The organism is Arthrobacter sp. 05T410 (genome assembly GCF_056396505.1).
This window is the reverse complement of the sequence record NZ_JBFTLP010000017.1, coordinates 18,909-45,426: the sequence shown is the minus strand read 5'-3', so window position 1 is coordinate 45,426 and position 26,518 is coordinate 18,909. Positions and strand designations below refer to the sequence as shown.

Genomic DNA, 26,518 nt, shown 5'->3' with positions numbered 1-26,518 from the left:
CGGGCCGGACCGTCACCGCGCAGGGGCCCGGCCCTGTGACAATGTCGGGGGAGAGGCGTGTCTGGGGTTCATGTGGTTCCCGGAGAGCCGCGCCTTCAAGTCCGGTGCGGGTTTGGCCCGACCAGGCGTCGGGCGGCCTCGGCGATATGTTCGGCGTCGATGCCTGCCCAGGCGAGGAGCTCCTGCCCGGTTCCGGACCCGGGCATGCCGTGCACGGCCAGGTGTGTGATGGACAGGTCACTCGGCGGTGCCGTGAGCAGGGCGTCCTTGACCGCTGATCCCAGGCCTCCCTCGGGGCGGTGGTCTTCGGCGATGATGACGCGGCCCTGTGTCTCGCCGGCGGCGGTGAGCAGTGTTTCTGCGTCTATGGGCTTGATGGAGTAGCAGTCGATGACGCGGGCCTGGATTCCGTCAGCGTCGAGGATGTCTGCTGCTTTAAGCGCTTCGTGAAGGGTGATCCCTGCCCCGACGAGGGTGACGTCGTCGTTGCCGGAGGACCGCAGGAGCTTGGAACCGCCGACCGGGAACTGCTCGGAGGCGCTGTACAGGACGGGGTAGGCGCCGCGGGTGGTCCGGAGATAGCTGATGCCGGAGGTTTCGGCCATGCGCTGCACCAGGGCGGCTGTGCTGGTGGCGTCGGCAGGGTACAGGACGGTCGACGCATGCACGGCCCGGATCATTGCGAGGTCTTCCAGCGCCATCTGTGAGGGGCCGTCGGCGCCGATCTCGACGCCGGAGTGCGAGCCGCACAGGCGAAGATCGGCGCCGGTGATGGACCCCATGCGGATGAAGTCGTAGGCGCGGGTGAGGAAGGCCGCGAAGGTCGAGGCGAAGGCTTTATATCCCCGGGTGCTCAGTCCCGTGGCGGCGGCGATGAGCTGCTGCTCGGCGATGTACATCTCGAAGAACCGGTCGGGGAATGCTTTCGCGAATTCGTCGGCGTGGGTGGAATTGCTGACCTCACCGTCCAGGGCAACAACGGCGGGATCGATGCCGCCGAGTGCTGCCAAAGCGTCGCCGTAAGCCTTTCGTGTGGCGACCTTCTCGCCCACAGCGTAGCTGGGAGAGGTTGCGCCGGGAGCGTCGATGCGTGCCTTTGACCCTTCGTCCGGAAGGGGGCCGCGCAAGGTCAGTGTCCGTTGACCGCCGAGTTCGGCAATCGCCTTCTCGGCCATGTCGGGCGGTAAGGGTTTTCCGTGCCAATCCGGACTGTCTTCGATCTGTGGGAAGCCTTTGGCCTTGATGGTCTTGGCGAGGATGACCACGGGCTTCCCTTCAGGTGCTTCCGCCGCCGTGGAAAAGGCCGTGTCAATCATGTCGAGATCGTGGCCGTCGATGATGATGGCCTGGGCGCCGAAGGCCTGGACCCGGCGGGCGTAGGACTCCATGTCCCAGCCGAGTTCGGTCTCGCCCCGCTGTCCCAGCCGGTTTACGTCAACGACGGTGACGAGGTTGGTCAGGCCGTAGTGGGAGGCCTTGTCCAGGGCTTCCCAGATGGAGCCTTCCGCCATTTCGCTGTCGCCACACAGCACCCACACCCGGTAGGGGAGCCGATCCAGGTATTTCCCGGCGAGGGCCACGCCGACGCCGTCCGGAAGTCCCTGCCCCAGCGAGCCCGTCGCGAAATCTACCCACGGCAGTGCCGGCGTCGGATGTCCCTGCAGGCGCTGGCCGAACCGGCGGTAGCCGGTCATGAGCTCATCATCGGAGACGACGCCGACGGCCTTGAAGACCGAATACAGCAGGGGAGAGGCATGGCCTTTGGAGAAGATCAGGTGATCATTGGTGTCCAGGTCCGGGTTGTCCCAGTCGTAGCGCAGATGACGGCTGACCAGAACAGCCAGTAAGTCTGCGGCCGACATGCTCGACGTCGGATGGCCGGATCCGGCGGACGTGCTGGACCGGATGGAATCCACCCGGAGCTGCGCAGCGAGTTCAGCGACCTGTGAAAGGTCCTCGCCGACGTTTTCGTGGTTTGCCGCGGGCATGGCGGTGTCCTTCGTCGATGGAACTTGCCGGATCCCTGCAGGGTCTCGCCGGAGGAAGAGTAAGTCAAGACTCTCCGCCCAACACCGGCGGGCCCTCCCGGCCCGGATGCGCCGGTGCACCCACGCACCTCGGTCCCCCCGACAGGACCCCGCGCTGCCACCCCTCCCGCCATGCGGTCAGGCAGGGCCACCCAGAGTGCAGTCAACGGGCCACTGCGCCATCAAGCCCAAGACCGGCAAGCTCAATGCCGGGGCACCCCGGTCGTGCGCTGCTGCCCGTAACAGCGTCAAACCCAACTTCTACGCCGACCTGATCAACGATAAACTCCAACGTGACCGGCGGCAGCGAAGCCATCGGCATCCGCCTCCACAAAGCCAGGAACGACCGCAACAACCGGTGAAGCCTGGGACGCCCCACCTCCCTCTGGCCGTCTGCCTGCGATAAACTCCCCGTCAACCAACAAACATCGCCAGAGGCATCGTCGCGGCGCTGAAAAGGACCGAACCCGACGCGGATGCCGAAGCCCACAACGCCTGGGGCGCCTATCCGCCAACCGGCGTTACGCCGGGCGCCCGACCCGGCCGGCCGGTCCCCCGGCAAAGGGAATACCCGGGCGATGGTATATGTTGCAGTTCCGTCAGAGAAGAACACCAGAAAGAGACACACCTCAGTGGCAACTGATTACGACGAAGTACGTTCCGACGTCAAGGAATCCCAGGACCGCTCCCTGGAGGCGCTGCAGTCCGCGAACGCACCGGATGCCCGCAGCGTCGTCCGGGAGCTGGACGAAGCCGACGCCCTGGATGAGGCCATGACCCCCGGCGGGGAGTTTGTCTCCGAGGAACTCATCGTCCAGGTCATTCCCCAGGCCAAGGACGAGTTCACCTGCTACTCCTGCTTCCTGGTCCGGCACCGGTCCCAGCTCGCGCGCGAACGGGACGGCCATCCGTACTGCATCGAGTGCGCGGGATAAGGCATGCCGCAAGCTGCCCGGTCCAGGGGAGCGATGCTACAAGTTCAACGCGCTCTCTCGCACCGCATGCTCCGCGCCCTGCACGGACATCAGATTCAGGCACACAGGCCCAGGCTGTGAGCCAAGGGCACGGCCAACCCACGTAGCCAGTGGGGCGGGTCAGGCTGCCAGGACTGGCGACAGGGCCGCGGACACCGCGGTGTTCTGCGTCAGGAGGCTGATTTGATAGTCACGCTGGCGGGGGTCCACGTGCACCGGCAGATGATGCGACTTTGCACACGCGCGAAGCTCTCCCATGGCGTCGGAGTCAGTCTGTGCGCGTGTCACATCGAGTTCCAGCGACAGCCCTGAGGCGAGCGAGCCGGCGCGCTGGACCACACCGTAGAGGCCATGGACGTTCTGAACCGTCACGTGACCCTGGACATTGACGCGGGCCTTGGCGCCATCGAGGTCCACACGGACCAGCACCCGCAGCTTCTCGTTCACACAGTTCTCCGCTCTAAAACGGGGCCACCACGCTGTGGCCCCCGACAACGATAGACGCAATGTGACCTGGATAACAAGAAATCAACCTGAACGGGGCTCAACCGTGCGGACGGCGACGGCCGCGGCGCGCACGGCCATTAAGGACCCCGGGGCAGCGCACCGGTGCTTCCGTCCAAGTTCCGGGCGGCGAGGACAGCTTGAGGTGCGGCCTGAGGTGCCCAACCAAGCCCGGCCAATGGCTCGGGCGAGGAACAGCCACAACTGCGCGGGTCATCACCCAGCCTCTTCGCCGCGGACGAGCCTGCCTTTGATCTTGCGGATCAGACCGAGCTGCTGGGCGCCTTCACGCAGCAGGAGCCCGGGCACGGTCTGGTCCTCGCGGTTGCCTTTGCCGATCCAGTCCCGGACCCGGTCGAGTTCGGTCATTGCCTCATGGACCTCGGCCGGCGGCCGCCATCCTCGCAGCGGTGAGGGCTAGGCCTCGGGCCCGATGCGGCGGGCGAGCCAGCGGTAAGGAGCCATCGCCTCGGCGACTCCCTTTCCACCAGTGCCTGCCCGTCAAGGCCTGCCCCGGCCAGGTAGGAGCGGAACTCGCGGCGGATGCCCGGAGGCAGCCGATGCATCAGTTCTTGGAGCACTCACTGGCTGCCGGGATCCGGCCCGTTGACAGCAACGGACGGGAAGAGCAGTGCCAATTCGTGATTGATGGCAGCGATGTCCAGCTGCGCCGGCGCTGCGTTTCCGCCTCCTTCTGTCAGATTGAGATCCAAGACCGGTAACCGGTGGGGTGCAGAAAACGCCCGCTGGACCCTAATCTGACAATATTTGGTTGGCCGCCTGACGTCAGTCTGGGGTGTACTTTAGGTTGGCAGCACGCGGGGGCGCCAGTGCAAGTGCCCCCACTGCGATGAGCGGGTTCGGCGACCCTTCTTCTTAGTGCCTGGGGGTCGACTCAACGCGACTGCCTGGCCGTGCGGATTGCAGGTGCGATTGGGGCTGGTTCCATGTCGCGGCGCGCTTCCCGCAGGTTAAGTTCAGGAATCAAGAGCGGCCATGGCGGCACTACGAGTGTCAATCATTCGCCGGCCCATCCCGGCAGCCGTCCAGATCCAGAAGCAGGACTGATCAGGCATTACTACGTCCACTATGCAGCTGACGATTTCGTGCCCGACCCGTAACCTGAGTTCGATTCCCGCCCTAAGGGTGCTCGGATCAAGGGAGGAATTAAAGGGGGCAGTGTACGCTTTCGCCCCGGCCCTGGCAGAGCCGGGTTGCTAGCTATTTACTGCGCCATGCTGCTGGCGTATCAACCCAAAGGGGACGGCAGGATGGGCGCGTACGATGTATCTGCCGGTGTCGATCCGCGTCACGAGAATCCCTACCCGGTGTTCAGCGGCGGCCTTCTTTATGACCTCTATTGCCGTTGTCAGAACGTCGTCAAGTTCGCTTGCTTGCTCGACCCGTACTTCCACCATGCCGGGTTTTTCTACCCGTGGTTTATTCAATTGCATGCCTGTTCCTGTGACTTGGGTTGCCGCTTGTTGATCCTCCAGTTGCCGGGGGAGCCCGGCCAACGAGAGAGCTCGCATGACGTCCGGCAGTCTGCCGATAGGTCGCGCCTCGATGAACCACCCCTAGTTCTGGCCCAGTGATGCCTAAATGAGGGGCCGCAAGGACTTTGGACGGCGACTGTAAAGCAGTGTCTAAAAGCGCCAGGACTCCAGTGGTGTGTCGGCGCTGATACCCCTGTTTACTATCTGTGCGCTCGGGAACCACTCATGCCAAAGTCCCCCCGCGGTAATGCTGTCTCTGAGAAAAACCACTTCCCCGTGTGACAGGGGCAGTTTCCTCATGTTGCTGCGCGACCATCCTTCTTGATGGCTCGAAGACTTTTTGTTCCAGGAATTTGTTGAGAATCTTGGGAGGCATATTGGCTTCCCTTCCGGGGAATGGTTTTGTAAGAGCTGTTTCTACCCCGGGCCTTGGGCGTCACTGACTCCGTGGTCGTAGCCTTGCTGCGATCCGCTCTAGTGCGTCGTTTACAGGAGCAAATGCCGCGGGCAAGTTCAGGAAGCCGTGGAGCATACCAGGGATCTTTACTTGCTCGACGTCGACGCCACTGGCGGCAAGTAGGGCGCTGAAGGCCTCTCCTGACGCCCTGAGTTCGTCGTATTCGGCGTTCAGGACAAGGGTTGGTCCGAGTCCATTGAGTTCTGCGCCGGCTGGCATTGCGTAGCCCGGGACTGCAACGTCGTCTGCGGTTCCCAGATAGCTTTCCTTCACGGAACGCGCCATATCTGGGGTAAGTTTCATGGCACTTGGCAGTTCCATCAAGGCGCGCCGAAGCGACTCAGAAGGTTGGGGGAGGTCAAAGTGCATCATGGGATACACCAGAACAAGGTGCTCGGGTACCCACTTGTCCTCGTCCCGGAGTCGCAGGGCAGCGGCTGCGGCCAAATTGGCACCTGCACTGGCTCCGCCCACCGAAAGTGACGTGATGCCCAAGTCCGTTGTGTTGGCTTGCACCCATCGGATGGCGGCAACGACGTCGTCAAGGGGGACTGGGTACCGGACTCCGTCAACGGCCAGTCTGTAATCTACGCTGACGACTGTGGCGGATGCCCGGTGAACCAACTGCCGGGCTGTCCAGTCTGCCTCGTTCGTGTCGAGGTCCCCGAATTGGAACGCGCCTCCGTGCATCCAGATCAATGCATGTCCTGAATGGTCTTGTTGTTCTTCAGGAGTGTAGATGCGCACCGGTACTGGGCCGTGGTGGCCGGGAACGAAGACCATGCGAGTCCGGGCATACGGAGGGGGCGGCGCATCCGGATAGGCATCGAATGCTTCCATCTGCGCCCTCATTGAGGGCTCGCTGAGGGCGGCCTCCAAGGATGGGATGCCTCCCAGTAAGGGGAGCCGGGCGGCGATGTCGGGGTGAAACGGCATGTGGGGTCCTTTCTTAGGGGCTGGTGACTATTCGCTGGTCTTAGGGGCTGGTGACTATTCGCTGGGGGTGATCAGCAGACGGACCTTCACGGCGCTGATGTGCTTGTCGGAAAGGATCTCGAGGCGTTCGTCCCCGTTGAGGTACCGTCCTTCCCGCAGCCCGGTATCGGTCATAACCAGCTCCCGGACTGAATCAAGCTCAACGTCAGCACCTGGCTTGTGGAAATCCACCTGCGCGCCTTGGCCGACGATGATGAACTCAGCCGGGTTGATGGCGAGGACCAGCCCGAACGGACGGCCGTCTCCGGGAGTGGGACCGTGGGTTGCGGCAACCGTTTCTCCGGGGAGTTCCGGCGCCGGTGGAACCCTCACGCCAGCGTCCAGGAGCATGTTTTCGAGGAGCTTCCTGGCGTTGCGAACACTGATGGCAGTGCCGACCAGCTCAGCGCTGATGGAATCCTCGTCCTGGTCAAGGGCGAAACCGAAGATCCGTCCATCGCGCTGGGCATCGGCAATTTCCGGCGTGAGGGAAGTCATGATCCCGCAGGCCGTGCTGAACTGGTTGCCTTCCCTGCCTTCTTCTACACCGAAGACGTTGTAGCCGAAACCTCCAAAGCCGCCGATCGCCAAAAACGCATCTCCGGCGCGGAAGCGGGCTTCAGGAATGAACAACGGGTTAAGGTCGGAGGCGTACTGCCGCATGACTTCTGCAGAGTTGGGAACGTAAATATCGGGTGCCAGGAAGTCGATGGCGGGAGCCGCGGCCCGCCACACCGGGATCATACGGGCGGTCGGTCCCCCGCTGGGGTACTGGCCGGGCAGGTCCTGCCCGCGTTGGGGTCCAAGCCAAGCGTTCGCGTATGCAGGGAGTGGCAGGATCTCTTTTCCGGCAGCCGCCAAGCCTCCCACAAAGGATGCGAATCCCCAGGCCATGAATGTCTCCTCAGCAACGGGGTCGTCATCGCCGAAATGGTCTGCCCAGCTCATGCTAGGGTCTGGATTTGCGCCGAGGACCTGCACAAATTGCGGGTCAAATGATTCCGGTGCATCGGAAACCGCAGCAATGAGTTCCTCGGGGAGCGGTGCATTCCAGGCGGACTCGGCCAGCGCGTTGCGGTCCCTTCCTGCTCCCAACAGACCCACTTCGTTTTCAACCTGGACCATGATGACTGTATGGTCCGGATCGATCATCGCCACATGCTTCATGAAGGCCGTGTAAGCAGTCCGGTCCGCTTCAAACAGGTTGCGCGAGAAGACGGACAGACTTGGCCTAGGCATGGATCCGGGATAGGAGAAGGGCGTCTTCAGGGGTTTGACGCCCCTCTCCGCTCGTGGGAAGCGTTCCCGGTCGGCACGCACCCAGCTGGGGGCATAAGTGGAGGAAGCATTCTTGAACGCCCCAAACCAAATCAATACCAGTCGGACGCCGTTGGACCGGGCGTCTTCCACCAACCCGTCCACGATCGAAAAGTCGAGTTGTCCTTCCACCGGTTCGACTTGTTCCCATGACACAGGAGCGATAACGGAGTTAATGCCGGCCGTTGCCAGTTTGTCCCAGATAGGGGACATGTAGTTCCGATCGGATGCGCTTGAATTATGAAGTTCCCCTCCGATGCAGAGAAAAGGCTTCTCGTCAACGATGAGCCGGGTGTGGTTGCCAATTCGCTCCAGGCGCGGGAGGTTCGGTGCATCTACTCCTGGTCGAGGGGTTACTTCTTCCTGTACTGCGGTGTTCGGGTTTGACATGGTGATTGATCCTCGTTGTTTGTTTGTCCGGAAAGCTGCGGGTATATCAGGGTTCCAATGACCTCTGGGGCTTTTTATGTCAGGAGGGAGTGACTGTAAGGCTGAATCCTTGGGAGGAGACGCCGTCGCCAATCTCTATACGGAACTCGCCTGGCTCCACGATGTATCCGGTGTGGGGATCGTTGGTCCAGAATCCGAGATCATCAAAGCCGACTGTTAGTGACACATGTCGTTCTTGTCCGGCAGGTACGAAGATCCGGTTAAAGCCTCGCAACCGTTTGACAGGCTGGGTCACGCTTGCCACGAGGTCCGAGACGTACAACTGGACCACTTCGTCGCCATCTTTAGTCCCGGTGTTGCGAACGGCCGTGGTGAAAGAAAGTCTCGCTCCGTCTCTAAGCTCATCCAGCGTGACCGAAAGTGCCTGATCGGGCGATGCCTCCAGCTCGAACGACGTATAGCTGAGCCCAGTCCCAAAGCCGAATTGTGGCCCTAGCTTCAAGTCCAGGTACTTCGACTTGTAGTAGTCATCGGTGTTGTTAGGCCCGGTCAGCCCGACGTCGGGCCGCTTGTCAGCAAGACTTCCTCCCGACCGGGCCGGCCGCCCTGTTGACTCGTGGTTGTAATAGATGGGAATTTGACCCACGGAACGGGGAAAGGACATCGGGAGCTTTCCACCGGGATTAACAGCACCGGTGAGAACATCGGAAATCGCGGCCCCGGCCTCGGTGCCCAGGTGCCATGCCACGAGCAGGGAAGGACAGTCATCGATCCAGTCACTGACCACGAGCGGGCGTCCCGTCATTAAGACCACGGCGAAGGGGGTGCCTGTCTGCGCGACAGCCCTGATCAACTCGGTCTGATCGCCGGGGAGGTCCAATGAACTGCGTGAGCTGGCCTCGCCAGAGATCGAACTGGGTTCACCTACAGCGATTATGACCACGTCTGCCTCAACAGCGGCCTTTGCTGCTTCTGCCTGCAAGGCAGGGTCGGAGTCGAAGAATCTTGCACCCGGGAGTGTCGTGATCTCGGAGTCGGGTAGTGCCGTCTCCAGGGATTCGAATATGGAGGTCGTGGTTGGGGAAGCGAAGAATTGCACCCATGCGCCGAGGTGGTCCTTGCTTTCGGAGTAGGGACCCACTACTAGCACGCGTTGTCCCTGTGCAGCCAAAGGGAGGACGGGCCCGTCGTTCTTCAGTAGAACCGTGCAGCGTGCGGCTGTGGTTCTCGCTGCCGACAGCGAGGCTTCGGTAGGGCCGGTCGCGGCCGTCTGTTCGTCGACGTAAGGGTTCTCGAAAAGGCCAAGAGCCTGCTTGAGGCGAAGCACGCGAAGTACGGCATCGTCCAGGCGTGCGCTGTCCAGCTCGCCTTCTTGGATGATTGGCTCACCGTCTACCAGCAGAGAGCCACCCATCTCCACGTCCAGCCCGGCCGAAAGAGCCAGTCGTCCCGCGTCCGCCGGCGAGGTTGCGACACCATGCTCTATGAGTTCGCCTACGCCACCTGCGTCCGCGACCACAATGCCGGCATGTCCCCACTCCGTCTTCAAGACGTCGGTGAGCATCTGCCGGTTGGCGTGCATGGGAACGCCCGACACCGCGTTGAAGCTCGCCATGATACTGGCGACTCCCGCCTCAACCGCAACTCTGAACGGTTCCAGATACACGTTGCGAAGCCGCTGAACGGAGATGTCCGTGGTGTTGTAGTCCCGTCCTCCTTCGGCCGCGCTGTAGCCAACGAAGTGTTTGGCGCAGGCGGCAATGGAGCTTCCCGAGGAGAGGTCGTCGCCTTGGTAGCCCCGGATTTTGACTTCCCCAAGGATGGCGTTGAGATAGGGATCCTCGCCAAAGCCTTCGACCACGCGTCCCCATCGCGGGTCACGGGAGACGTCGATCATCGGTGAAAAAGTCCAGTTGACTCCGGTGGACCGGGCCTCCGCGGCAGAAAAGCGTGAGTCGGCGGCTGCAACCTCTGGGTCGAAGCTGGCGGCTTGTGCCAGGGGCGTGGGAAAAATAGTGAATTGGCCATGAACGACGTCCAAGCCGATAAGAAGTGGAATGCCATGCGGGCTCTCCTCTATGGCCTGCCGTTGGAGGGCGTTCGTTGCCTCCGCTGTGGCGGGCCAGAAGAGAGCCCCGGCACCCGTCCGTGCGAGGTTTCCGGCATCGGCTGGATCGGGCCTCCAAACGATTTGAAGCTGGGCCAGCTTCTCGGCATACGTCATCGAGGCGAGGATTTGCTCTGGCTGCAATTGTGGTTCCAAGTTTCCGGTCCTTCCAGCAAACGCTGTTTGTCGCAAGTGGGCCTACACCTCATCAACGAGAATGCGAGATGCCCTATAGGGGTCGGTGGTCCATGGGTGTGGTTGAGACGATGATCGGGATCATGCCCCGGCTGGTTCCATCCGCCCTTGGGATCGAGTCTTATCCCGGATGAGATCCAGGGTGTGCATGATGGCGAGGGTGTCATTCAGCGGCATCACAGAACTCTGCGACTGGCCGGTCCTCAAGAGCGTTTGGAACTCGAGAATCTCGTATCTAAGCCCGCTCCCTTCGATTGGCGCGGGCATGGTACGGGGCTCCAGCACGCCGGGACCGGAGCGGTTGTAGCGCAAAACGGTTATGCGGTCGGGACAGTGGTGCGGGGCCGGCAGTTGAATGAATCCCTCGGTTCCCAGGACGCGTGCATCATTCGGAAGGGGCGTCCGAATGGAAGACTTGACGATCCCCGTGCCTCCCGTGGGGTAGGACAGGAGCGCTGCCGTGTCCAGGTCTACGCCACTGGAACTGTAGTGGCCAACGGCTGCAACGGACGGTTCGTTGCCGAGCAGCCAGTGCGTGAGCTGAACAGGATAGACGCCCAGTTCAAGAAGGCTTCCTCCGCCTAGCGCAGGGTCATGCAACCTTGGCCGGCCCTGCGGGCCCGAGTCCGGAATTGGAAATCCAAAGGAGGCTTCCACCGATCGCACTTCGCCGATGGCTCCGTCATCGACCAAGCGCCGAAGCTCCACGTAGGCCGGCAGAAAGCGCGTCCACATGGCCTCCATCAGGGCCGTTCCGGTTCGCTGGGCGGTCCGGGCCAAGTCCAGAGCCTCGGCGTGGTTGAGAGTGAAGGGTTTCTCGACCAGGACGTGTTTGCCGGACTCCATGAACAACGTGGCGTGGGCATGGTGAAGCCCGGCCGGCGTGGACAGGTAGACGGCGTCGATGGCGTCGTCTTCCGCTAGTTCCTGAAACGACCCATGATGCTGTGGGACGTCGAACTCGGAGCAAAACCTAGCCGAAGAGAGCTGATTTCTGGATGCTGCGGCTGCGAGTGACGCGCCGGGCACTTCCTTCAACGCGTGCGCAAACTCCCGGGCGATTGCTCCCGTGCCGGCGAGCCCCCATCTGATGTCTGCTTTATCCATCTTCATCAACTGATCCCGGAACCGTAGACGTACAGCGGCTCCGCGGTGTCTGATGCGACGTCGGGCCGGCTTGCCCGGACGGCGTCCATCGACCGCGGCAGTTCAAAGGGCAGGCTTCCGCGGTGTGCGATCCTTCCCGTGAGGCCATCGAACAACGCCGCGTCGGATGCCCCGAAGTTGGCTACTAGGGCGGTAACAGCGTCGTCGAACGGCGTCAGAATGGCTGGCCGATCCAAGTACACGTCCAATACCACCGGGACTGTGGCAGCAAGGGAAGTAATGTGCTCGATGACCGCAGCAGGGAAGTCGAGGGATCCCTGGTGTGTCATGGCTTCGAGGAAGTAGGTATTCCGGGGTTCAAAGGGTGCCTTGAGGCGAACCACCGCGACGTCTGCCTGCGCCGGGTCGCTCACGACTGTTCCGTATCGGGCGGCGACCGCTGGATCAACTCCTTCAATGTAAAGGTGCAGGCCTGCTGCAAGGGGAAGAATGGCTTCGTTTTTGAGAACCGTCATAGCTTCCGCCTGGGCACGATGGCCCTTTTCCTGGAACTCGGCGGCGCCCACGACGCGCTCAGCTTCGTCCTCGTCCACGAACGGGTTATCGAACAGTCCGAGTTGGAATTTGACCAGGAGTACGCGCCGGACGGATTCATCGAGCCGCTCCTCAGTGATGGTGCCCTGTTTGAGGAGCTCGAGTAGAAGGTCCGTCCGCATTTCACCTCCCATTTGATCGGCACCGGCGCGAAGCAGTGCATCGAGCCGTTCCGCGGGGGAGAGGTGCTCCACGCCCCATGCCTTGGCCGGGAAGGGGAGTCCGAACACCTCAAGGTCGGTGATGAGGCCCCAGTCGGTGAGGACCACTCCGTCGAATCCGAGTTCCTCACGCAGCAGGCCCGTGATAATACGGTGGTTGAAGCCGAACGCGACTTCCTCGACGGGTTGTCCATCCAGCTCCAGTCCCGCGGGCAAACTGTAGTACGGCATGATCGCGCTTGTTCCTGCATCGATGGCAGCACGGAACGGGGCGAGGTGTTCCTGGAACTGGTCTCCCGGGTAGACCTGTTCTCGGCCATATGGGAAATGCGGATCCTCGCCGTCCTTCTGGGCTCCGCCTCCGGGAAAGTGCTTCGTTGTGCAGGCAATGCTGTCCGCACCTACTTTCTGACCCTGAAGGCCCCGGAGGTAAGACGCGACCATGGCACAGACGGCACCGGCGTCCTGCCCGAACGTTTGGGCTTGACGGGCCCATCGCGGTTCGGTTGCAAGATCAACTTGCGGGTGCAGGGCAGCCCTGATCCCGACGGCCAGATACTCACGACGCACAATGTCACCGAATTCCTGAACGAGTAGTTCAGGGTCACCGATGGCGGCCAAGCCGAGTGGTTCGGGCCATTGGGACATGGAGCCCGGGGCCAGCGCCATCCCGACGTTGTCGGCGAACCCATGACGAGGGTCGCTGGAGAAGGTGATGGGGATGCCATGAGGCGTGCTGGCGGCTAATTCCTGGAGCGCATTCTGCCATCTGGCCGCCTCGCGCGGTGATGGCAGGGTGTGGGCATTGAAGTGATTCACCAGCTTCCCGGAGATAACGTCTCGAGGTGTCTCCGGTCCAAAGGGTCCTGGTGTATCGAGATCGCCCGGTTTGCCGGCCGGCAGCACTGTGTGGAAGAGCAGTCCGGCCTTTTCTTCGGCTGAGAGTCGGGGTAGGAGATCCGCGACCCGCTCCTCCGGGGTCAAGCGAGGGTCCTCGTAGGGATCCATCACGCCATTGCCATTGAGGTCCCGGTAGGCGACGCCTTCCAGGGTGGTCACTGTTTCTCGCGACATGAGCTCTCCTTTGACACTTCTTCCGGTCACCGTCGAAAGGATATACTACGGTTCGGAGATTGCTCTCCGCTATGGAAGGAAAATTAATGCCGATTGACCGTTATTCCGGCATGGCGGCCGTTCTTGATGCCATCCGCAGCGAGGCAGGGATAACCCAGCCCGCCTTGGCTGACCGCTCCGGACTAGGGCGCAGCGTGGTCGCAGAACGGGTGGCCGAGTTGGAATCCGTCGGGCTCGTGAATCCTGCGGGCCTCGGTCCTTCTACCGGCGGACGAGCACCGAAGCGACTGAAATTAAATGCTGCCGCCGGATACGTCGTTGCCGTGGATGTCGCCTCCAACGAACTCGTCGTTGCGGCGGCCGATCTGTCGGGAACAATCCGCTCCACCCGACAGGTCCAGATCGATGTCACGGACGGACCCGTGGCGGTGCTCAATCAGGCTACGGAGCTGGTGGAAGAGGTCAGTACTGCGCCAGGGATTAGTGGCCCCCTGCTTGCGATGGGTGCCGGTCTGCCGGGCCCCGTAGCCTTTGACACCGGCGTACCGGCGGCCGTGCCAGTGATGGCGGGGTGGGATGGCTATCCTGTGCGGCAGCATTTGGCCTCGCGCTGGGGGGCGCCGGTATGGGTTGACAACCGCGTGAACCTCCTGGCGCTCGGCGAGATCTGGGCCAATCCCGCAGCGGCGGCGGCAAAGCAAATGCTGTATATCGGGGCGGGGGCCAGCATCGCTGCTGCACTGGTGGTGGACGGCAGACTCTACCGGGGAGCACATGGGCTGGCAGGGGCCATTGGACACGTGGCCGTGGCGGAGGCAGGCATCGCCATCTGCCGTTGCGGCAAGATCGGATGCCTCGAAGCGCTTGCCAGCGGCTCCGCGATGAGCCGGCAGGGCCAGACGTTGGCCGAGAGCGGTCAGAGCCCTGTGCTGGCCGAAATTCTAAGCCGAACAGGCAAGATCCGCCCGCTGGACATCACGCTTGCGGCCGAAGGCGGGGACGATGCTGCCCGCGAACTTTTACGTCGGACGGCCTCCTCTTTGGGCGGGAGTTTGGCCACACTGGTCAGCTTCTTTGCCCCCGAACTCATGATCATCGGAGGAGGTCTCGCACGCGCGGGCTCCTACGTCCTGGAACCAATCCGGCGGGCCGTGCATGAGCGGTTATTGCCGGTATCCGCGGCTGATCTCCTGATTGAGTTGTCGGCGGTCAATGAGGAAGCGGGCGGCGTGGCGGGCGGCGTGCAGCTTGCACTAGGTCAACTCTTTTCGCGCGAGCACCTGCCAGCATTGCTTGAATCGCGCCACGGCTCGTCGGACGCGCTCGTCGAGGCGCATCTGGCCTAGCCGTCCTCCCAGCTACGGCCCTGGACGCCGAGTCGCCCAGGGCCGTTTTGTTTGCCTCCGACTTGTCATTTCCGAATCCCGGTGTTGACTTCTTCCGGACACCGGTAGAAGATAAGCGGGAGCAAAGTGGCTTGGGCCACACCAGGAACCTGCCGTTCCGGCCGATCATCGGCGCCGGATGAGCCATTTCGATTGGATGTAAGTGGCATGACCAGAAGTTTCCCCAGAGCAGTGGATGTGGCCATCATCGGCAGTGGACCCTGCGGAGCTGCCTACGCCCGGATTCTGAGCGAACAAGCCCCCGACGCTACCGTTGCGTGCTTCGAAGCCGGCCCGCTGCTCGCCGATCCTCCCGGAATTCACGTAAAGAACATTGCCGACATCCACGAGAGGGCCACGGCTCAACGCCGATCGGAGGGGCTACCCTCACTCGTCGCGGCAGCGAGTGGAAGCTCCACATCAACTGCGGCCGGAACCGGATCACGTATGGTCCGCCCCGGCACTTTCCTTCTCCCCAAGGGCTACAAACAGCCGGGCGAAGACGGCATGCCCGGTGCAGCGATGTCGTCAAACGTCGGCGGCATGGGCGCACACTGGACCGGCGCCTGCCCCCGACCAGGCGGGAGCGAACGCATTCCCTTCCTCCAGAATCTGGACGGACTGCTGGAGGAAGCGGAGCGCTTACTGCATGTTGCCGACAACGCATTTGATGACGCACCGTACTCGAAGGACGTGCGGCAGCGGCTTGGCAATGCCTTGGATGCTGGCAGGGCCGAGGACCGTCGGGTCCGTCCCATGCCGCTGGCCGTGATGCGGCATGACGACGGCCGCATCACGTGGTCCGGTGCCGACATTGTTTTCGGGGAGGAAACCCGGAACAACCCGAACTTCAGTCTCTTTCCCGAAGCCCTTGTGACCCGGGCGCTGGTGGAAGACGGCCATGTCCGTGGCGTGCTGGTGCGTGATCTGCAAGACGGCACCGAGCATGAGATCCGAGCTGCAAAGGTCGTTGTGGCCGCCGATGCGCTGCGAACCCCTCAGCTGCTGTGGGCCTCCGGTGTTCGGCCCAAAGCCTTAGGGCGTTACCTAAACGATCAGCCGCAGACAGTCTTCGCCGTCCGGTTGAATGAAGTAGCCGTATTGCCGGAAGAACCGCGCCCCGCAGGGGACCGGCCGACGATCCTGCAGCACAGCGGGGTGAGTTGGGTGCCGTTCACCGATCAGGAGCCATTTCACGGCCAGGTCATGCAGCTGGATGCATCTCCTGTTCCGCTGGCCGATGCCGATGTCCCCGCACCTGGAAGCATTGTGGGCCTGGGTTGGTTCTGCGGAAAAGACTTGCAGGAGGCCGACCGGGTCGAATTCGATGCCGACGAGCAGGACGCCTATGGAATGCCTGCCATGCGGATCCACTACCGACTCACCGAACGGGACCATGCCTCCATCGAGGCGTCACGCCAGGCAATCCGCCGGGCCGCTAAGGCACTCGGAGAACCTCTAAACCAGGAACCGCTCACCTTCCCGCCAGGCGCTTCCCTCCATTACCAAGGAACAACTCGCATGGGCCAGTCCGCCGACGGTACGTCGGTCTGCGGGCCAACCGGTGAGGTCTGGGGAGTGAGCGGCCTCTACGTGGCCGGCAACGGTGTCATCCCGACCTCGATCGCGTGCAACCCGACACTTCTCTCCGTCGCACTCGCGGTAGCCGGTGCCAACTCAATCGCCAACCAATTTAACGCAGACAGGAACTGACAACATGCTTGAAAGGGAAACCATCCAGGGGCGGGGGTTCCGGAATGTGACCGAAGGCGGCCGCATCATCGGCTTCCAGTTCCAGCTCCGCAACCCAAATTACAGGGGAACCTCGGCCAGCCTGCTGGACGGAGTTGAAGTAACAATTGACGGGGAGAAGATCCCGGATCACGTCCCCACATGGACCCTCCAGGGGCGAAACTTCACACTTGATGAACTACGCAACTCAACGGACGTGCGTTGGCAGCTGGACGAGACGGCTACCATCACAGTCCCTAAACCGGGCGGACTCAATCCGGGAGTCCACGACTTGGAGGTTACCGTCTTCCTGCGGCGCCCCTACTTCCCGCCGCACGTTGCCCGGTCCCCGTTCAAGTCGACTGCCAAGCCCGTCATCGTGCCGCCGGCGCCGCAGGGCAGCCTGCGCTATGGGGTGTCGACCTACAGCTACTCGGGTGACATCTATACCTCCATGGACCTGGAGGACGTTTTTGCCGATATTGCAGACATGGGAGCCACCGGTATCGAAATTCTCGGGGAAGCCAATGTACCGGGCTATCCCTCACCGTCCACAGCCTGGATTGACAACTGGCACGGGCTCCTGGCCAAGTACGGGCTGACCCCGACCAACTACGGCGCCTGGGTTGACACCGACATGTGGCACAACCGCAACCTGAGCGCATCCGAGGGTGCGGCCCAGATCCAGCTGGACCTAAAGATGGCAAAGCAGCTTGGTTTTACCTCGATTCGACCCAAGTTCGGTGTGACATCCCTCCAATTGGACCCACACCCGATCTGGTCCGAAGCTGTTGAACGGTCCCTGGACTTGGCTCAGGAGCTGGACGTTGTCATCTCACCTGAGATCCATGCTCCTACGCCGATCAAGCACCCTGTCACACAGGGGTACCTGGACTTCATCGGGAAGTCGGGAACCCAGCATTTCAAGCTGCTGATGGACACCGGGATTTTCCAGACCGCTGGCGTAGATGACGGCCATGAGGGATTCGAGGAGGGCAAGAAAAGGCCGGCCCACTTGGAGCCGCTCGCCGTTCCGATGTCGGACCTGATCGAGGTGCTTCCCCACGTGCACTTCATCCAGACAAAGTTCTTTGAGATTGACGACGATCTTCGGGACCTGCACATTCCGTGGGCAGAGATTGTTTCCACTCTTGTGGAATCCGGCTGGAGCGGCTGGCTCTCCAGCGAATACGAGGGCCGGCGTGAACCCTACAGGGGCCGCGACCAGGTCCGACGACAGCACGCTTTGATGCGACAGCTACAAACGGCCAAGGCCAACGACGCCCTCACCAGTGGTTTGACACGATAAACAAACCATCTGTCGCATAGAGCCGCCTCGGTCGCGAGGTGGCTGGGCGCCACTCAATGGACGGCGCTTCAATCCCATTCCCAACAGGAGAAACATGCGTAAGTACCTTATCGCGGCGGCAACCGCCGCAGCCTTGCTCACCAACGCGACCGGATGTGCCGGCGGAAGTTCGTCAGCCAGCTCCCAGCCAACAACCCTGTCGCTGTCCCAGATCGCGGCGCCGGACAGCTTCGCACCCGGCAACTTCGGCACCGGGCCCAACTCCCAGTATCTGCAACCCGTCTATGACTCGCTGCTGCGCAACGACGAAAACGGAGAACCGACCCCGAACGTGGCTACCGACTGGAGCTACGACGCCACCCAGACCACGCTAAGCATGACCCTCCGCGACGGTATTACTTTCACCGACGGCACGAAGCTCGACGCAGCGGCCGTCAAGACCGGCCTGGAGGCCGCCAAGAAGGGCACCGGTGAGGCCGGAGGGCAGCTGAGGGACCTCAAGAGCGTTGATGTGGTTGATCCGACCCATGTGAAGCTCGTCCTTACCGCTCCTGATCCTTCCCTTCTCCCTAACCTGGGCGGAAACGCCGGTATGCTGGCCAGCCCGGCCGCTGTCGGCAAGGAATCCCTGAAGACCGAACCTGTCGGCTCCGGCCCCTACGTGCTGGACAAAGCCCAGACCCAGGCCGGCAACAAGTACGTCTACACCCGCAACACCTCGTACTGGGGCGACAAGAAGTCGTACCCTTACGACACCATCAACATCACAGTCTTCAATGACAACAACGCTATGGAGAATGCTTTGCGGTCGGGGCAGATCGATTCTGCTGTCGTTCCATCCAAGGATGTTGCAAGCCTCAAGTCCGCTGGACTCAATGTTGTCTCCCTCCCGGCCTACACGACTTCCGGTTTGTTCCTTTTCGATCGTGAAGGAAAGCTGGCGCCGGCCTTGGCTGACGTCCGCGTCCGGCAGGCCATCAATTACGCCTTCGACCGCGACGCAATCGTGAAGCAGGCCTATGGGGGTGCCGGGACTAGCACAGCGCAGCTCTTCAGCACGGACAGTTCCGCATACGACGAAGCCCTCAACGGTAAGTACACATACGACGTCGCGAAGGCCAAGCAGCTGCTCGCTGAAGCGGGATACCCCAACGGCTTCGAGCTGAAGATGCCGGATGTTTCCCCCATCTACCCGGCGCAGCAGGCCGCGACGACTGAAGCCCTCAAAGCCATCGGAATCACGCCCGTCTACGAACCCGTGAACGGACAGACCTTCATCTCAGACCTGCTGGGCGGAAAGTACCCGGCAGCAATCTTCGGCCTCGACAGCCACCGCTCCTGGGACATCGCCCAGCTGGCTCTCGCGCCCGAGGCACTGTGGAACACCCTGCATGTCTCAGATCCGAAGGTGGTTTCGCTGATCGGCCAGGCCCAGAAGGAAACCGGAGACCAGCAGGTGCAGACGTTCAAGAAGCTGAACGAGTACGTGGTGGATCAGGCATGGTTCGCCCCTTGGATCCAGCCCAACAACGACTTTGCCATCAGCAAGAAGGTAACCGTCAAGCCACAGAAGTTCTCCACTGCCCTGCCGATCTGGAACTTCGCTCCGGCGAGCTGAGTAACGGGTGCCGGGCCTTCACATTGGGCCCGGCACTACCCTCGGACCACCATGATGACATCGGAGTCAACAAAATGCTGTTATTCATCCTGCGCAGGCTGGCCGCCGGCGTTGCCCTGCTGTTCGTGATCGCTACGGCCACGTTCTTCCTGCTGAACCTCACCGGGCAGGACCCCGTGCGGCAGATTCTCGGTCAGGCTGCCAGCGCAGCCCAGGCCGAGGCCAAACGCCACGAGCTGGGGTTGGATCGGCCGGTCATTGTCCGCTATGGCGAATGGATCTCAAGCGCCGCCACGGGAGACCTGGGCAGCTCATGGTTCAACAACCAGCCGGTCACCGCACTGCTCGCCCAAGCCCTGCCAATGACCTTGTCACTGGTTCTTGGTGCCATACTTCTCACAAGCATTTTCGGGGCGCTCCTGGGTGTACTCGCTGCCGTTCGTGGCGGGGTCATCGACCGCCTCCTGCAGGTTGTGTCGACCCTGGTTCAAGCCATTCCAAGCTTCCTGCTGTCCCTTGTGCTCGTACTGGTCCTTGCCGTGCAGCTCGGGGTTCTGCCCGCCACAGGCTATATCCCGTTCGCGAATTCACCTACTGAGTGGTTGTCGTCGATTGTGCTTCCGGTCGTTGCTCTTGCCATGGGGGCAATCGCGTCGGTGGCCATGCAGATCCGCGGGTCCATGACGGACGTTCTTCAGTACGACTATGTCCGCACGCTGCGCGCCCGCGGTTTGCCGGCCCGAAGCGTCCTGTACCGTCACGCTCTGCGTAATGCCTCCCCACCGGCGGTGACCACTTTGTCACTCATGTTTATTGTCATGATCTCGGGAGCCGTCGTTGTGGAAAAAGTCTTCAATATCCCGGGAGTCGGCACCCAGGCCAGCCTGGCTGCGGGACAGGGCGACCTGCCGGTTGTCCTCGGCGTTGTCCTTCTGACCGTGACCATGGTCGTCATCGTCAACCTCGTGCTGGACCTTGTGCAAGGCTGGCTCAACCCAAAGGTGCGTGTTGCATGAGCGAGAACATCATGGCCAGCGGCCCCCAACCGGTATTGACCGAGGAAGCCAACGTCGCCAGGCACGGCCTGTTCCGCCGGCTGCTGCGCGACCCGGTGGCAGTGATCTGCATTGCTGTTCTGGGAGTGCTCACACTTGCCGCGGTGTTCGCCCCGCTGCTGTCCCCTGGGGATCCTATGACCAGCAAGCTCGCGGATACCTTGGCACCGCCATTCACGGCGGCCCACCCGCTCGGCGCCGACGGCGTTGGACGGGACGTCCTCGCGCAGCTCCTCCACGGCGCCCGTACCAGTCTGATCAGCGCCGTTATTGTCATGGCGGTATGCACCGGCATCGGCGTCCCCTTGGGCATTTTGGCCGGCTACTTCCGCGGATGGTTTGATGCCACCAGCAGCTGGGTGAGCAACGCCCTCATGTCCCTGCCGGCCATAGTGATCCTGCTCGTGGTCCTTGCCCGCGTCGGGCGAAGCACTCCTTTGGCTTTGGCAGTGTTTGGTGTCCTGATCGCCCCTGCGGCATTCCAACTGGTCCGCGGCTCGGTGCGGGCGGTTCGCGAGGAGCTCTACATCGATGCCGCCCGCGTCTCCGGCCTGGGGAATACACGAATCATGGGCAGGCACGTGCTGCCGGTCGTTATTGCTCCCAGCATCATCCAAGCATCGCAAGTTGCCGCCGCCGGTATCGGCATCGAGGCCGGGATCGCATTCCTGGGCCTTGGCACTTCAGACCGCGCCAGCTGGGGCCTCATGCTCAGCGATGCTTCGCAAAACATTTTCAACGCTCCCTGGCTGCTCGTCTGGCCTACAGTGACCATCGTCCTGACCATCATGGTCTTCGCGCTCCTAGGCAATTCCTTGCGGGATGCCCTGGGTGGCCGCATCAGCATCCCTCCCCGGCAGCGCCGCATGCGGACCGAACGGGCACGCAGCACGGCGGCAGTTGCCCACACTGAGCCTGACGCCCGGCAGATTCCAGGCGCCCTGCTGGTCGTGGAAGGACTGCGCGTCGCCTATGACAAACAGGACGGGGGGGAGGCCGTCGTCGTGAATGACGTCTCCTTGGCCGTACGGAAGGGTGAGGTGCTTGGGCTGGTGGGGGAGTCGGGGTCAGGTAAATCCCAAACTGCCTTCGCCATACTGGGACTGCTGTCGCCCGGTGCCACGACAACTGCCAGCAGCCTCGCGTTTGACGGCCATCAGCTCGATGCTCTCTCCGACGATGAGCGTAACCGGCTGCGTGGCAGCCGGATCGGCTACATTCCGCAGGAACCGATGAGCAACCTGGACCCGTCCTACAGGATCGGTTTCCAGCTCACCGAACCCATGCGGTATCACCTGCGCATTTCTGCCAGAGAGGCCAAACAAGAGGCCCTTAGACTTCTGGCCCGCGTCGGCATCACCGACCCGGATCGGGTGTTCAACGCCTACCCGCACGAGATCTCCGGAGGCATGGCCCAGCGCGTCTTGATCGCAGGAGCTGTCTCCTGCGACCCCGACCTGCTCATCGCCGACGAGCCCACCACAGCCCTGGACGTCACCGTGCAGGCGGAAGTGCTGGATCTGATCCGTGATCTGCAGGCGGAGCGAGGCATGGCTGTGGTGTTGGTTACCCATAACTTTGGCGTCGTCGCCGACCTCTGTGACACCGTCGCCGTCATGCGCTCGGGCAGGATCGTCGAAGCCGCCTCCGCTGAGGAACTTTTCGCCAGCCCGAAGCACGAATACACGCGGATGTTGCTCGATTCGACGCTGGAAAACGCTCCCGCCCGCCGTCCGTTGACGCCAACTCGAGTTCATCCCGCCGATGTTGACATGGATCAGGAGATCGCATCATGACCGGCACACCAGTTCCCGGCGCCCCCAATCTCTTGGAAGTCGATGACCTTGTGGTCGAATTCGGCCGCAAAGGTTGGAACCGCAAACCGTTTCGGGCCCTGCATGGCATCTCCCTGACTATTGCCCAGGGCGAGACTCTTGGGCTGGTGGGCGAATCCGGTTCCGGCAAGAGCACACTGGGCAGGGCTGTCCTAGGTCTGGCCCCGGTCAGCGGTGGCGACATCCGATTTAATGGAAAATCGATCTCGCACGCCAAGGGAGCCGAACGCCGCACCCTCAGCCGGGACATCCAAGTTGTTTTCCAGGACCCCTACACCTCACTGAACCCGGCGTTGACTGTCAACGACATCCTTACCGAGCCCTTGCTGGTGACCGGGGTCTCACGTCACGACGCCGAACGCAGGGTCCGGGAGCTGCTCGACTACGTTCATCTGCCGGCAGACGCCGTCCAGCGCCTGCCCCGCGAGTTCTCCGGCGGGCAACGCCAGCGGGTAGCGATCGCCCGCGCCCTTTGCCGGGACCCGAAACTCGTCGTATGTGACGAACCTGTCAGTGCACTCGATCTCTCAACTCAAGCCAGGGTGCTGGACCTCTTTGTAGAAATTCAAGAGCGGACCGGCGTCGCGTATCTGTTCGTCACCCACGACCTGGGGGTGGTCCGGCACATTGGTCACCGTGTGGCCGTCATGAAGAACGGCGAAATTGTCGAAACGGGTGACGCTGAGACCATCACCTCAAGCCCCGGGCACCCCTACACCCAGCGACTGCTGCTCGCGGCACCGGTCCCGGATCCGAAGCGCCAGGCGCAGAGGCGGGGCGAGCGCCAGCAATTGCTGCTGGCCCAGGCCGGCGCCGCAAGCCGCGCCTAGTCACCCACTCGCACATGACAAAGACCCAAGGAATTACTCATGCCGTCCCGAAACACCTTCGCCGATTCGACAGCGCAGGAACCCCGATGACGGCTCTGGATGCCCTGTGGCGAAGCTTTTGTTCGCCGCCGGACGAGGCACGTCCGCGTGCCTGGTGGCACTGGATGGACGGCAACGTCGACCCCGAGGGCATTCGTCTGGACCTTGACTGGCTGCACCGCGTCGGTGTCCGTGGAGTGCAAATGTTCGACGGCGGCATGGGCACTCCACTCGTCGTCCCGGCAAAAGTGCACCACGGGTCGCGGGAATGGGGAGAGGCGGTGAAACTCGCTGCCGGACGAGCCAGCGAGCTGCGGATGGAGTTCGCCGTGGCCACCTCGGCCGGCTGGAGCGCCGCCGGCGGCCCATGGGTCGCGTCCGCCGACGCTATGAAGAAAGTCGTCTGGTCCGAAACCAGGGTGGAGGGAGGGCGTTCGATCAACCAGCGGCTCACGCCCCTGCCCGATGTCCCCGGCCCCTACCAGGACTGTCCGCGTTGGGGTGCTGATCCTGACTCTCCGGGCCGTTTCGCCCAAGACTGGGCCGTTGTGGCGCTTCCGGCCGCCGCGATTCCCTCCGCGTACTTCCCTGCCGCTGTGGAAGCGTCCCACCCCGTTGGAGATTGGGGATGCATCGTCGACGGTGGCTTCTCGGGATCGGTATCCCTACCGAGGGACCCGGGCCAACGGTCTTCGGCGTGGATCGAGCAGGTGTTCGACGAGCCGGTAACGGTAGCCGCTGTTACGGTCGGCCTTCCGGGGCCCAAGGGGTTCGGTTCGCCGCCCGCGGCCGCCGCAGTCCTTCTGGCAAGCGACGATGGTGTCACATACCGTACGGTTGCCACAGTGGATGTTCCGGAGAACCCGGCGGCTGCCGCGCTTGCAGTGCGGACCGTATCCTTTCCCCCGGTGTCGGCACGCCGGTTCCGGCTCGAGCTTACGGGCGAGAGCCTTGAAGCAGCCATGCCCCGCCTCGCTGAGGGCGTGCGCATTCCACCGATCATGCGCCCCGTGAGCGAGTTTCTCGTCTCCGAGTTCGCACTCTTCGCCGGCGGCCGCGTACATCAGGGCGAACTCAAAGCCGGCTTCGCAGCGGCACCGGACTACTACGCCCTGGACACCGATGAGGCTGCCACCGGGAAAACGGACATTGATGTGTCCTGCGTCGTCGATGTCACGGCGTTTGTAGATGACCAGGGCGTCCTTGACTGGGAAGCGCCTGCAGGGAACTGGTGCATCCTGAGGTTCGGGGCGTCTTTGACCGGCCAGACCAACGGTCCCGCCCAGCCTGACGCCACCGGGCTCGAAGTCGACAAAATGGACGCGGCCAAAGTCCGCCGTTACCTGGACACATACCTCGGCCTGTTTGACGCCGCTCTGGGGGAGGAGCGGCTGGATGCCCTGCTCAGCGACAGCATAGAGTCCGGACCACAGAATTTCACCGATCGCCTTCGGGAACGCTTCCTTGATCTCAGGGGTTATGACCTGCTGCCCTTACTGCCAGCTCTGGCTGGTTACGTAGTGGGAGATTCATCGCGCAGCGACCGGTTCCTGTGGGACTACCGGCGCACTCTGGCGGACCTGATTTCAAGTGAGTACTACGGGACGCTCAGCCAAGAGGCCCACAAGCGAGGAATGATCTACTACGCCGAGGCACTTGAAGACCACCGTCCCCAACTCGGCGGCGATCTCTCCATGCGAAGCCACGCCGACGTCCCCATGGGGGCGATGTGGGTCTTTGACGCCGGGACTGACGAGCCAAAACCAACGTTTATAGCCGACCTGAAGGGTGCCTCATCTGTTGCCCACATCTACGGCAAATCGTTCACCGGCGCGGAATCCATGACGGCTTTGCACCGCCCGTGGAGTTACACGCCGCGCAGGCTCAAGCACGTAGCCGATCTGGAACTCGCCCTTGGGGTTACGAGGTTCTGTATCCATACCTCCCCGCATCAGCCCACTCAGGTTCCGCCACCCGGCATAGGCCTCGCGTCCGTCATAGGCCAGACCTTCATTCGCACTGAACCCTGGGCTGAACTCGCCCGACCGTGGATCGACTATCTTGCCCGCTGCTCATGGCTGCTGAACCAAGGAACGCCGGCGGTTGATGTGGCAGTGTTCATCGGTGAAGAGGCACCGCTCACGGCGCTCTTTGGGGAAGAACCTGACCATTCCGTGCCGTCCGATTTCGACTTCGATTACGTGGATCTTGAGGCGCTTGAGTGCCAGTTCACAGCCCGTGATAATGCTCTTGTTGCTGGCAGCACCACGTACAAGGTGCTTTACCTGGGCGGCTCAAGTCATCGCATGACCGCCAGGGCGCTGCGCCGTCTGGTTGCTTTGGCAGAATCCGGCGTTCCCATCGTGGGGCGACGCCCGGAAAGTTCCCCGTCATTGGCCGATGACCCGGGCGAGTTCCAAAACCTGCGCGAGCAGCTATGGCGTTCACCGAGCGTTGTGGACACCGAGGATCTTTCCTGGGCCATGACGCACCTGGGGTTCCACTCCGGCTTCGTAGTGGAGGAGGAGGATGTACTGCGCGTTGGTCGCAGAATTGCGTCGCAGGAAATCTACTTTGTGGCCAACCCCCGGCCTGAGCCGCGAACGGTCACCATCCGGTCAACGGCCAAGGAGCCGATGGTCCTGTGGAACCCGGTCACGCTCCGCCGGGAAGCGTTGCAGCGAACCGACGACGGCGGCACAGCCGGTGGTGGGGGCCGCTACAGGCTCGAACTGCCGGCCCTGGGCTCGGTGTTCCTCGTTCCGGGTGGACAGGCGGATGAACTGCTGTGCGAAGCAGCGGACGCCATCCGCCTTGACGGTCGGTGGCACCTTTCACTCCCCGGTACGCTCGAGACCGAACTGCCGGATGGGGTCTGCCCGTGGACCGATCTAGGGCCTGAGAGCCAGGCTTTTGCGGGCGTGGGCACGTACTCGACGACCTTCGAGGCCACTCCCGAAACCATCGAGGGGCGTGCGCTTTGTCTGCACGTCGAAGACGTTGGCGACATAGCCCGTGTACGGATCAACGGAACCGACTGCGGGATCATCTGGACCCACCCATGGCGGCTCGACGTCACCGCCGCGGTCCAGCCCGGCCTCAATACAGTCGAGATCGAGGTCGCCAACGCGTGGATGAATCGGCTGATCGCCGAGGCAAAACAACCCAGCGGCGAAATCTTCGCTCCCGTGGCCGAGGTGTACGAAGCTGACGCACCCATGGCCGTCTCCGGTCTGACGGGCCCGGTGGTCCTTCTCGCCTTTGAATCGACCGGCAGCAACGGATATCAAGGCTCCGCTCGATGAACCGGCCGCTACACCTGTCCCGCACCTCAGCTG

General features: G+C 62.5%; 18 protein-coding genes. 9 read left to right on the top strand and 9 right to left on the bottom strand.

Translation table 11 applies throughout. The annotated features are described in order from the left end of the window. Positions 1–95: 95 nt before the first annotated feature. Positions 96–1,988, bottom strand: a complete 1,893-nt coding sequence (locus tag AC1DFR_RS17255; RefSeq protein ID WP_476856383.1) for a transketolase — start codon at positions 1,986–1,988, stop codon at positions 96–98. Positions 1,989–2,659: 671 nt separating this feature from the next. Between AC1DFR_RS17255 and AC1DFR_RS17250 the strand changes: the two genes are divergently transcribed. Further along, positions 2,660–2,962 carry a DUF4193 domain-containing protein gene (locus AC1DFR_RS17250; protein WP_476856384.1) on the top strand — a complete coding sequence of 101 codons (303 nt, stop codon included), beginning with the start codon at positions 2,660–2,662 and terminating at the stop codon, positions 2,960–2,962. Between the two features lie 159 nt (positions 2,963–3,121). On the opposite strand, the gene AC1DFR_RS17245 is transcribed toward AC1DFR_RS17250, so the two are convergent. The 8 genes from AC1DFR_RS17245 to AC1DFR_RS17210 form a co-directional block, all read right to left on the bottom strand. Beyond that, positions 3,122–3,448, bottom strand: a complete 327-nt coding sequence (locus AC1DFR_RS17245; protein ID WP_476856385.1) for a hypothetical protein — start codon at positions 3,446–3,448, stop codon at positions 3,122–3,124. 273 nt (positions 3,449–3,721) lie between these two features. Continuing rightward, positions 3,722–3,874: a hypothetical protein gene (locus AC1DFR_RS17240; RefSeq protein WP_476856386.1), complete on the bottom strand. Its 153-nt coding sequence runs from the start codon at positions 3,872–3,874 to the stop codon at positions 3,722–3,724. A gap of 848 nt (positions 3,875–4,722) precedes the next feature. Continuing rightward, complete coding sequence (locus tag AC1DFR_RS17235) at positions 4,723–4,959, bottom strand: hypothetical protein (RefSeq protein WP_476850974.1); 237 nt, start codon at positions 4,957–4,959, stop codon at positions 4,723–4,725. Positions 4,960–5,437: 478 nt separating this feature from the next. Further along, positions 5,438–6,394, bottom strand: a complete 957-nt coding sequence (locus tag AC1DFR_RS17230; protein ID WP_476856387.1) for an alpha/beta hydrolase fold domain-containing protein — start codon at positions 6,392–6,394, stop codon at positions 5,438–5,440. Positions 6,395–6,448: 54 nt separating this feature from the next. Continuing rightward, positions 6,449–8,140: a DUF5597 domain-containing protein gene (locus AC1DFR_RS17225; protein WP_476850976.1), complete on the bottom strand. Its 1,692-nt coding sequence runs from the start codon at positions 8,138–8,140 to the stop codon at positions 6,449–6,451. A gap of 79 nt (positions 8,141–8,219) precedes the next feature. Beyond that, complete coding sequence (locus AC1DFR_RS17220; protein ID WP_476850977.1) at positions 8,220–10,364, bottom strand: glycoside hydrolase family 3 N-terminal domain-containing protein; 2,145 nt, start codon at positions 10,362–10,364, stop codon at positions 8,220–8,222. Between the two features lie 159 nt (positions 10,365–10,523). Beyond that, complete coding sequence (locus AC1DFR_RS17215; RefSeq protein WP_476850978.1) at positions 10,524–11,555, bottom strand: Gfo/Idh/MocA family protein; 1,032 nt, start codon at positions 11,553–11,555, stop codon at positions 10,524–10,526. After that, positions 11,555–13,378 (bottom strand): glycoside hydrolase family 3 protein, encoded by a 1,824-nt coding sequence (locus AC1DFR_RS17210; RefSeq protein WP_476873988.1) that lies wholly within the window; start codon positions 13,376–13,378, stop codon positions 11,555–11,557. The genes AC1DFR_RS17215 and AC1DFR_RS17210 overlap by 1 nt, the downstream gene beginning before the upstream one ends. Before the next feature lie 86 nt (positions 13,379–13,464). Between AC1DFR_RS17210 and AC1DFR_RS17205 the strand changes: the two genes are divergently transcribed. The 8 genes from AC1DFR_RS17205 (at position 13,465) to AC1DFR_RS17170 (ending at position 26,485) form a co-directional block, all read left to right on the top strand. Beyond that, positions 13,465–14,724, top strand: a complete 1,260-nt coding sequence (locus tag AC1DFR_RS17205; protein WP_476850980.1) for an ROK family transcriptional regulator — start codon at positions 13,465–13,467, stop codon at positions 14,722–14,724. A gap of 207 nt (positions 14,725–14,931) precedes the next feature. Beyond that, positions 14,932–16,476 carry a GMC oxidoreductase gene (locus AC1DFR_RS17200; RefSeq protein ID WP_476850981.1) on the top strand — a complete coding sequence of 515 codons (1,545 nt, stop codon included), beginning with the start codon at positions 14,932–14,934 and terminating at the stop codon, positions 16,474–16,476. Between the two features lie 4 nt (positions 16,477–16,480). Next, positions 16,481–17,803: a C-glycoside deglycosidase beta subunit domain-containing protein gene (locus AC1DFR_RS17195; protein WP_476856389.1), complete on the top strand. Its 1,323-nt coding sequence runs from the start codon at positions 16,481–16,483 to the stop codon at positions 17,801–17,803. Positions 17,804–17,897: 94 nt separating this feature from the next. Further along, the gene (locus AC1DFR_RS17190; RefSeq protein WP_476873987.1) at positions 17,898–19,421 is read left to right on the top strand and encodes an ABC transporter substrate-binding protein; all 1,524 of its coding nucleotides are present in this window, start codon (positions 17,898–17,900) and stop codon (positions 19,419–19,421) included. A 74-nt stretch (positions 19,422–19,495) separates the two neighbouring features. Next, entirely contained in the window at positions 19,496–20,437 is a 942-nt protein-coding gene (locus tag AC1DFR_RS17185; protein ID WP_476850984.1) for an ABC transporter permease, read from the top strand. Beyond that, positions 20,434–22,272, top strand: a complete 1,839-nt coding sequence (locus tag AC1DFR_RS17180; protein ID WP_476850985.1) for a dipeptide/oligopeptide/nickel ABC transporter permease/ATP-binding protein — start codon at positions 20,434–20,436, stop codon at positions 22,270–22,272. Before AC1DFR_RS17185 ends, AC1DFR_RS17180 begins: the two co-directional genes overlap by 4 nt. Then, positions 22,269–23,141: an ATP-binding cassette domain-containing protein gene (locus AC1DFR_RS17175; RefSeq protein ID WP_476850986.1), complete on the top strand. Its 873-nt coding sequence runs from the start codon at positions 22,269–22,271 to the stop codon at positions 23,139–23,141. Before AC1DFR_RS17180 ends, AC1DFR_RS17175 begins: the two co-directional genes overlap by 4 nt. Before the next feature lie 86 nt (positions 23,142–23,227). Beyond that, positions 23,228–26,485 (top strand): glycosyl hydrolase, encoded by a 3,258-nt coding sequence (locus AC1DFR_RS17170; protein ID WP_476850987.1) that lies wholly within the window; start codon positions 23,228–23,230, stop codon positions 26,483–26,485. Positions 26,486–26,518 lie beyond the last annotated feature (33 nt).

Bases quoted from the DNA above. Each gene is read 5' to 3' on its own strand.
- AC1DFR_RS17255 (WP_476856383.1), bottom strand. From the start codon at position 1,988: ATGCCCGCGGCAAACCACGAAAACGTCGGCGAGGACCTTTCACAGGTC.
- AC1DFR_RS17240 (WP_476856386.1), bottom strand. From the start codon at position 3,874: ATGACCGAACTCGACCGGGTCCGGGACTGGATCGGCAAAGGCAACCGC.
- AC1DFR_RS17235 (WP_476850974.1), bottom strand. From the start codon at position 4,959: ATGCAATTGAATAAACCACGGGTAGAAAAACCCGGCATGGTGGAAGTA.
- AC1DFR_RS17230 (WP_476856387.1), bottom strand. From the start codon at position 6,394: ATGCCGTTTCACCCCGACATCGCCGCCCGGCTCCCCTTACTGGGAGGC.
- AC1DFR_RS17225 (WP_476850976.1), bottom strand. From the start codon at position 8,140: ATGTCAAACCCGAACACCGCAGTACAGGAAGAAGTAACCCCTCGACCA.
- AC1DFR_RS17220 (WP_476850977.1), bottom strand. From the start codon at position 10,364: ATGACGTATGCCGAGAAGCTGGCCCAGCTTCAAATCGTTTGGAGGCCC.
- AC1DFR_RS17215 (WP_476850978.1), bottom strand. From the start codon at position 11,555: ATGAAGATGGATAAAGCAGACATCAGATGGGGGCTCGCCGGCACGGGA.
- AC1DFR_RS17210 (WP_476873988.1), bottom strand. From the start codon at position 13,378: ATGTCGCGAGAAACAGTGACCACCCTGGAAGGCGTCGCCTACCGGGAC.
- AC1DFR_RS17205 (WP_476850980.1), top strand. From the start codon at position 13,465: ATGCCGATTGACCGTTATTCCGGCATGGCGGCCGTTCTTGATGCCATC.
- AC1DFR_RS17200 (WP_476850981.1), top strand. From the start codon at position 14,932: ATGACCAGAAGTTTCCCCAGAGCAGTGGATGTGGCCATCATCGGCAGT.
- AC1DFR_RS17195 (WP_476856389.1), top strand. From the start codon at position 16,481: ATGCTTGAAAGGGAAACCATCCAGGGGCGGGGGTTCCGGAATGTGACC.
- AC1DFR_RS17190 (WP_476873987.1), top strand. From the start codon at position 17,898: ATGCGTAAGTACCTTATCGCGGCGGCAACCGCCGCAGCCTTGCTCACC.
- AC1DFR_RS17185 (WP_476850984.1), top strand. From the start codon at position 19,496: ATGCTGTTATTCATCCTGCGCAGGCTGGCCGCCGGCGTTGCCCTGCTG.
- AC1DFR_RS17180 (WP_476850985.1), top strand. From the start codon at position 20,434: ATGAGCGAGAACATCATGGCCAGCGGCCCCCAACCGGTATTGACCGAG.
- AC1DFR_RS17175 (WP_476850986.1), top strand. From the start codon at position 22,269: ATGACCGGCACACCAGTTCCCGGCGCCCCCAATCTCTTGGAAGTCGAT.
- AC1DFR_RS17170 (WP_476850987.1), top strand. From the start codon at position 23,228: ATGACGGCTCTGGATGCCCTGTGGCGAAGCTTTTGTTCGCCGCCGGAC.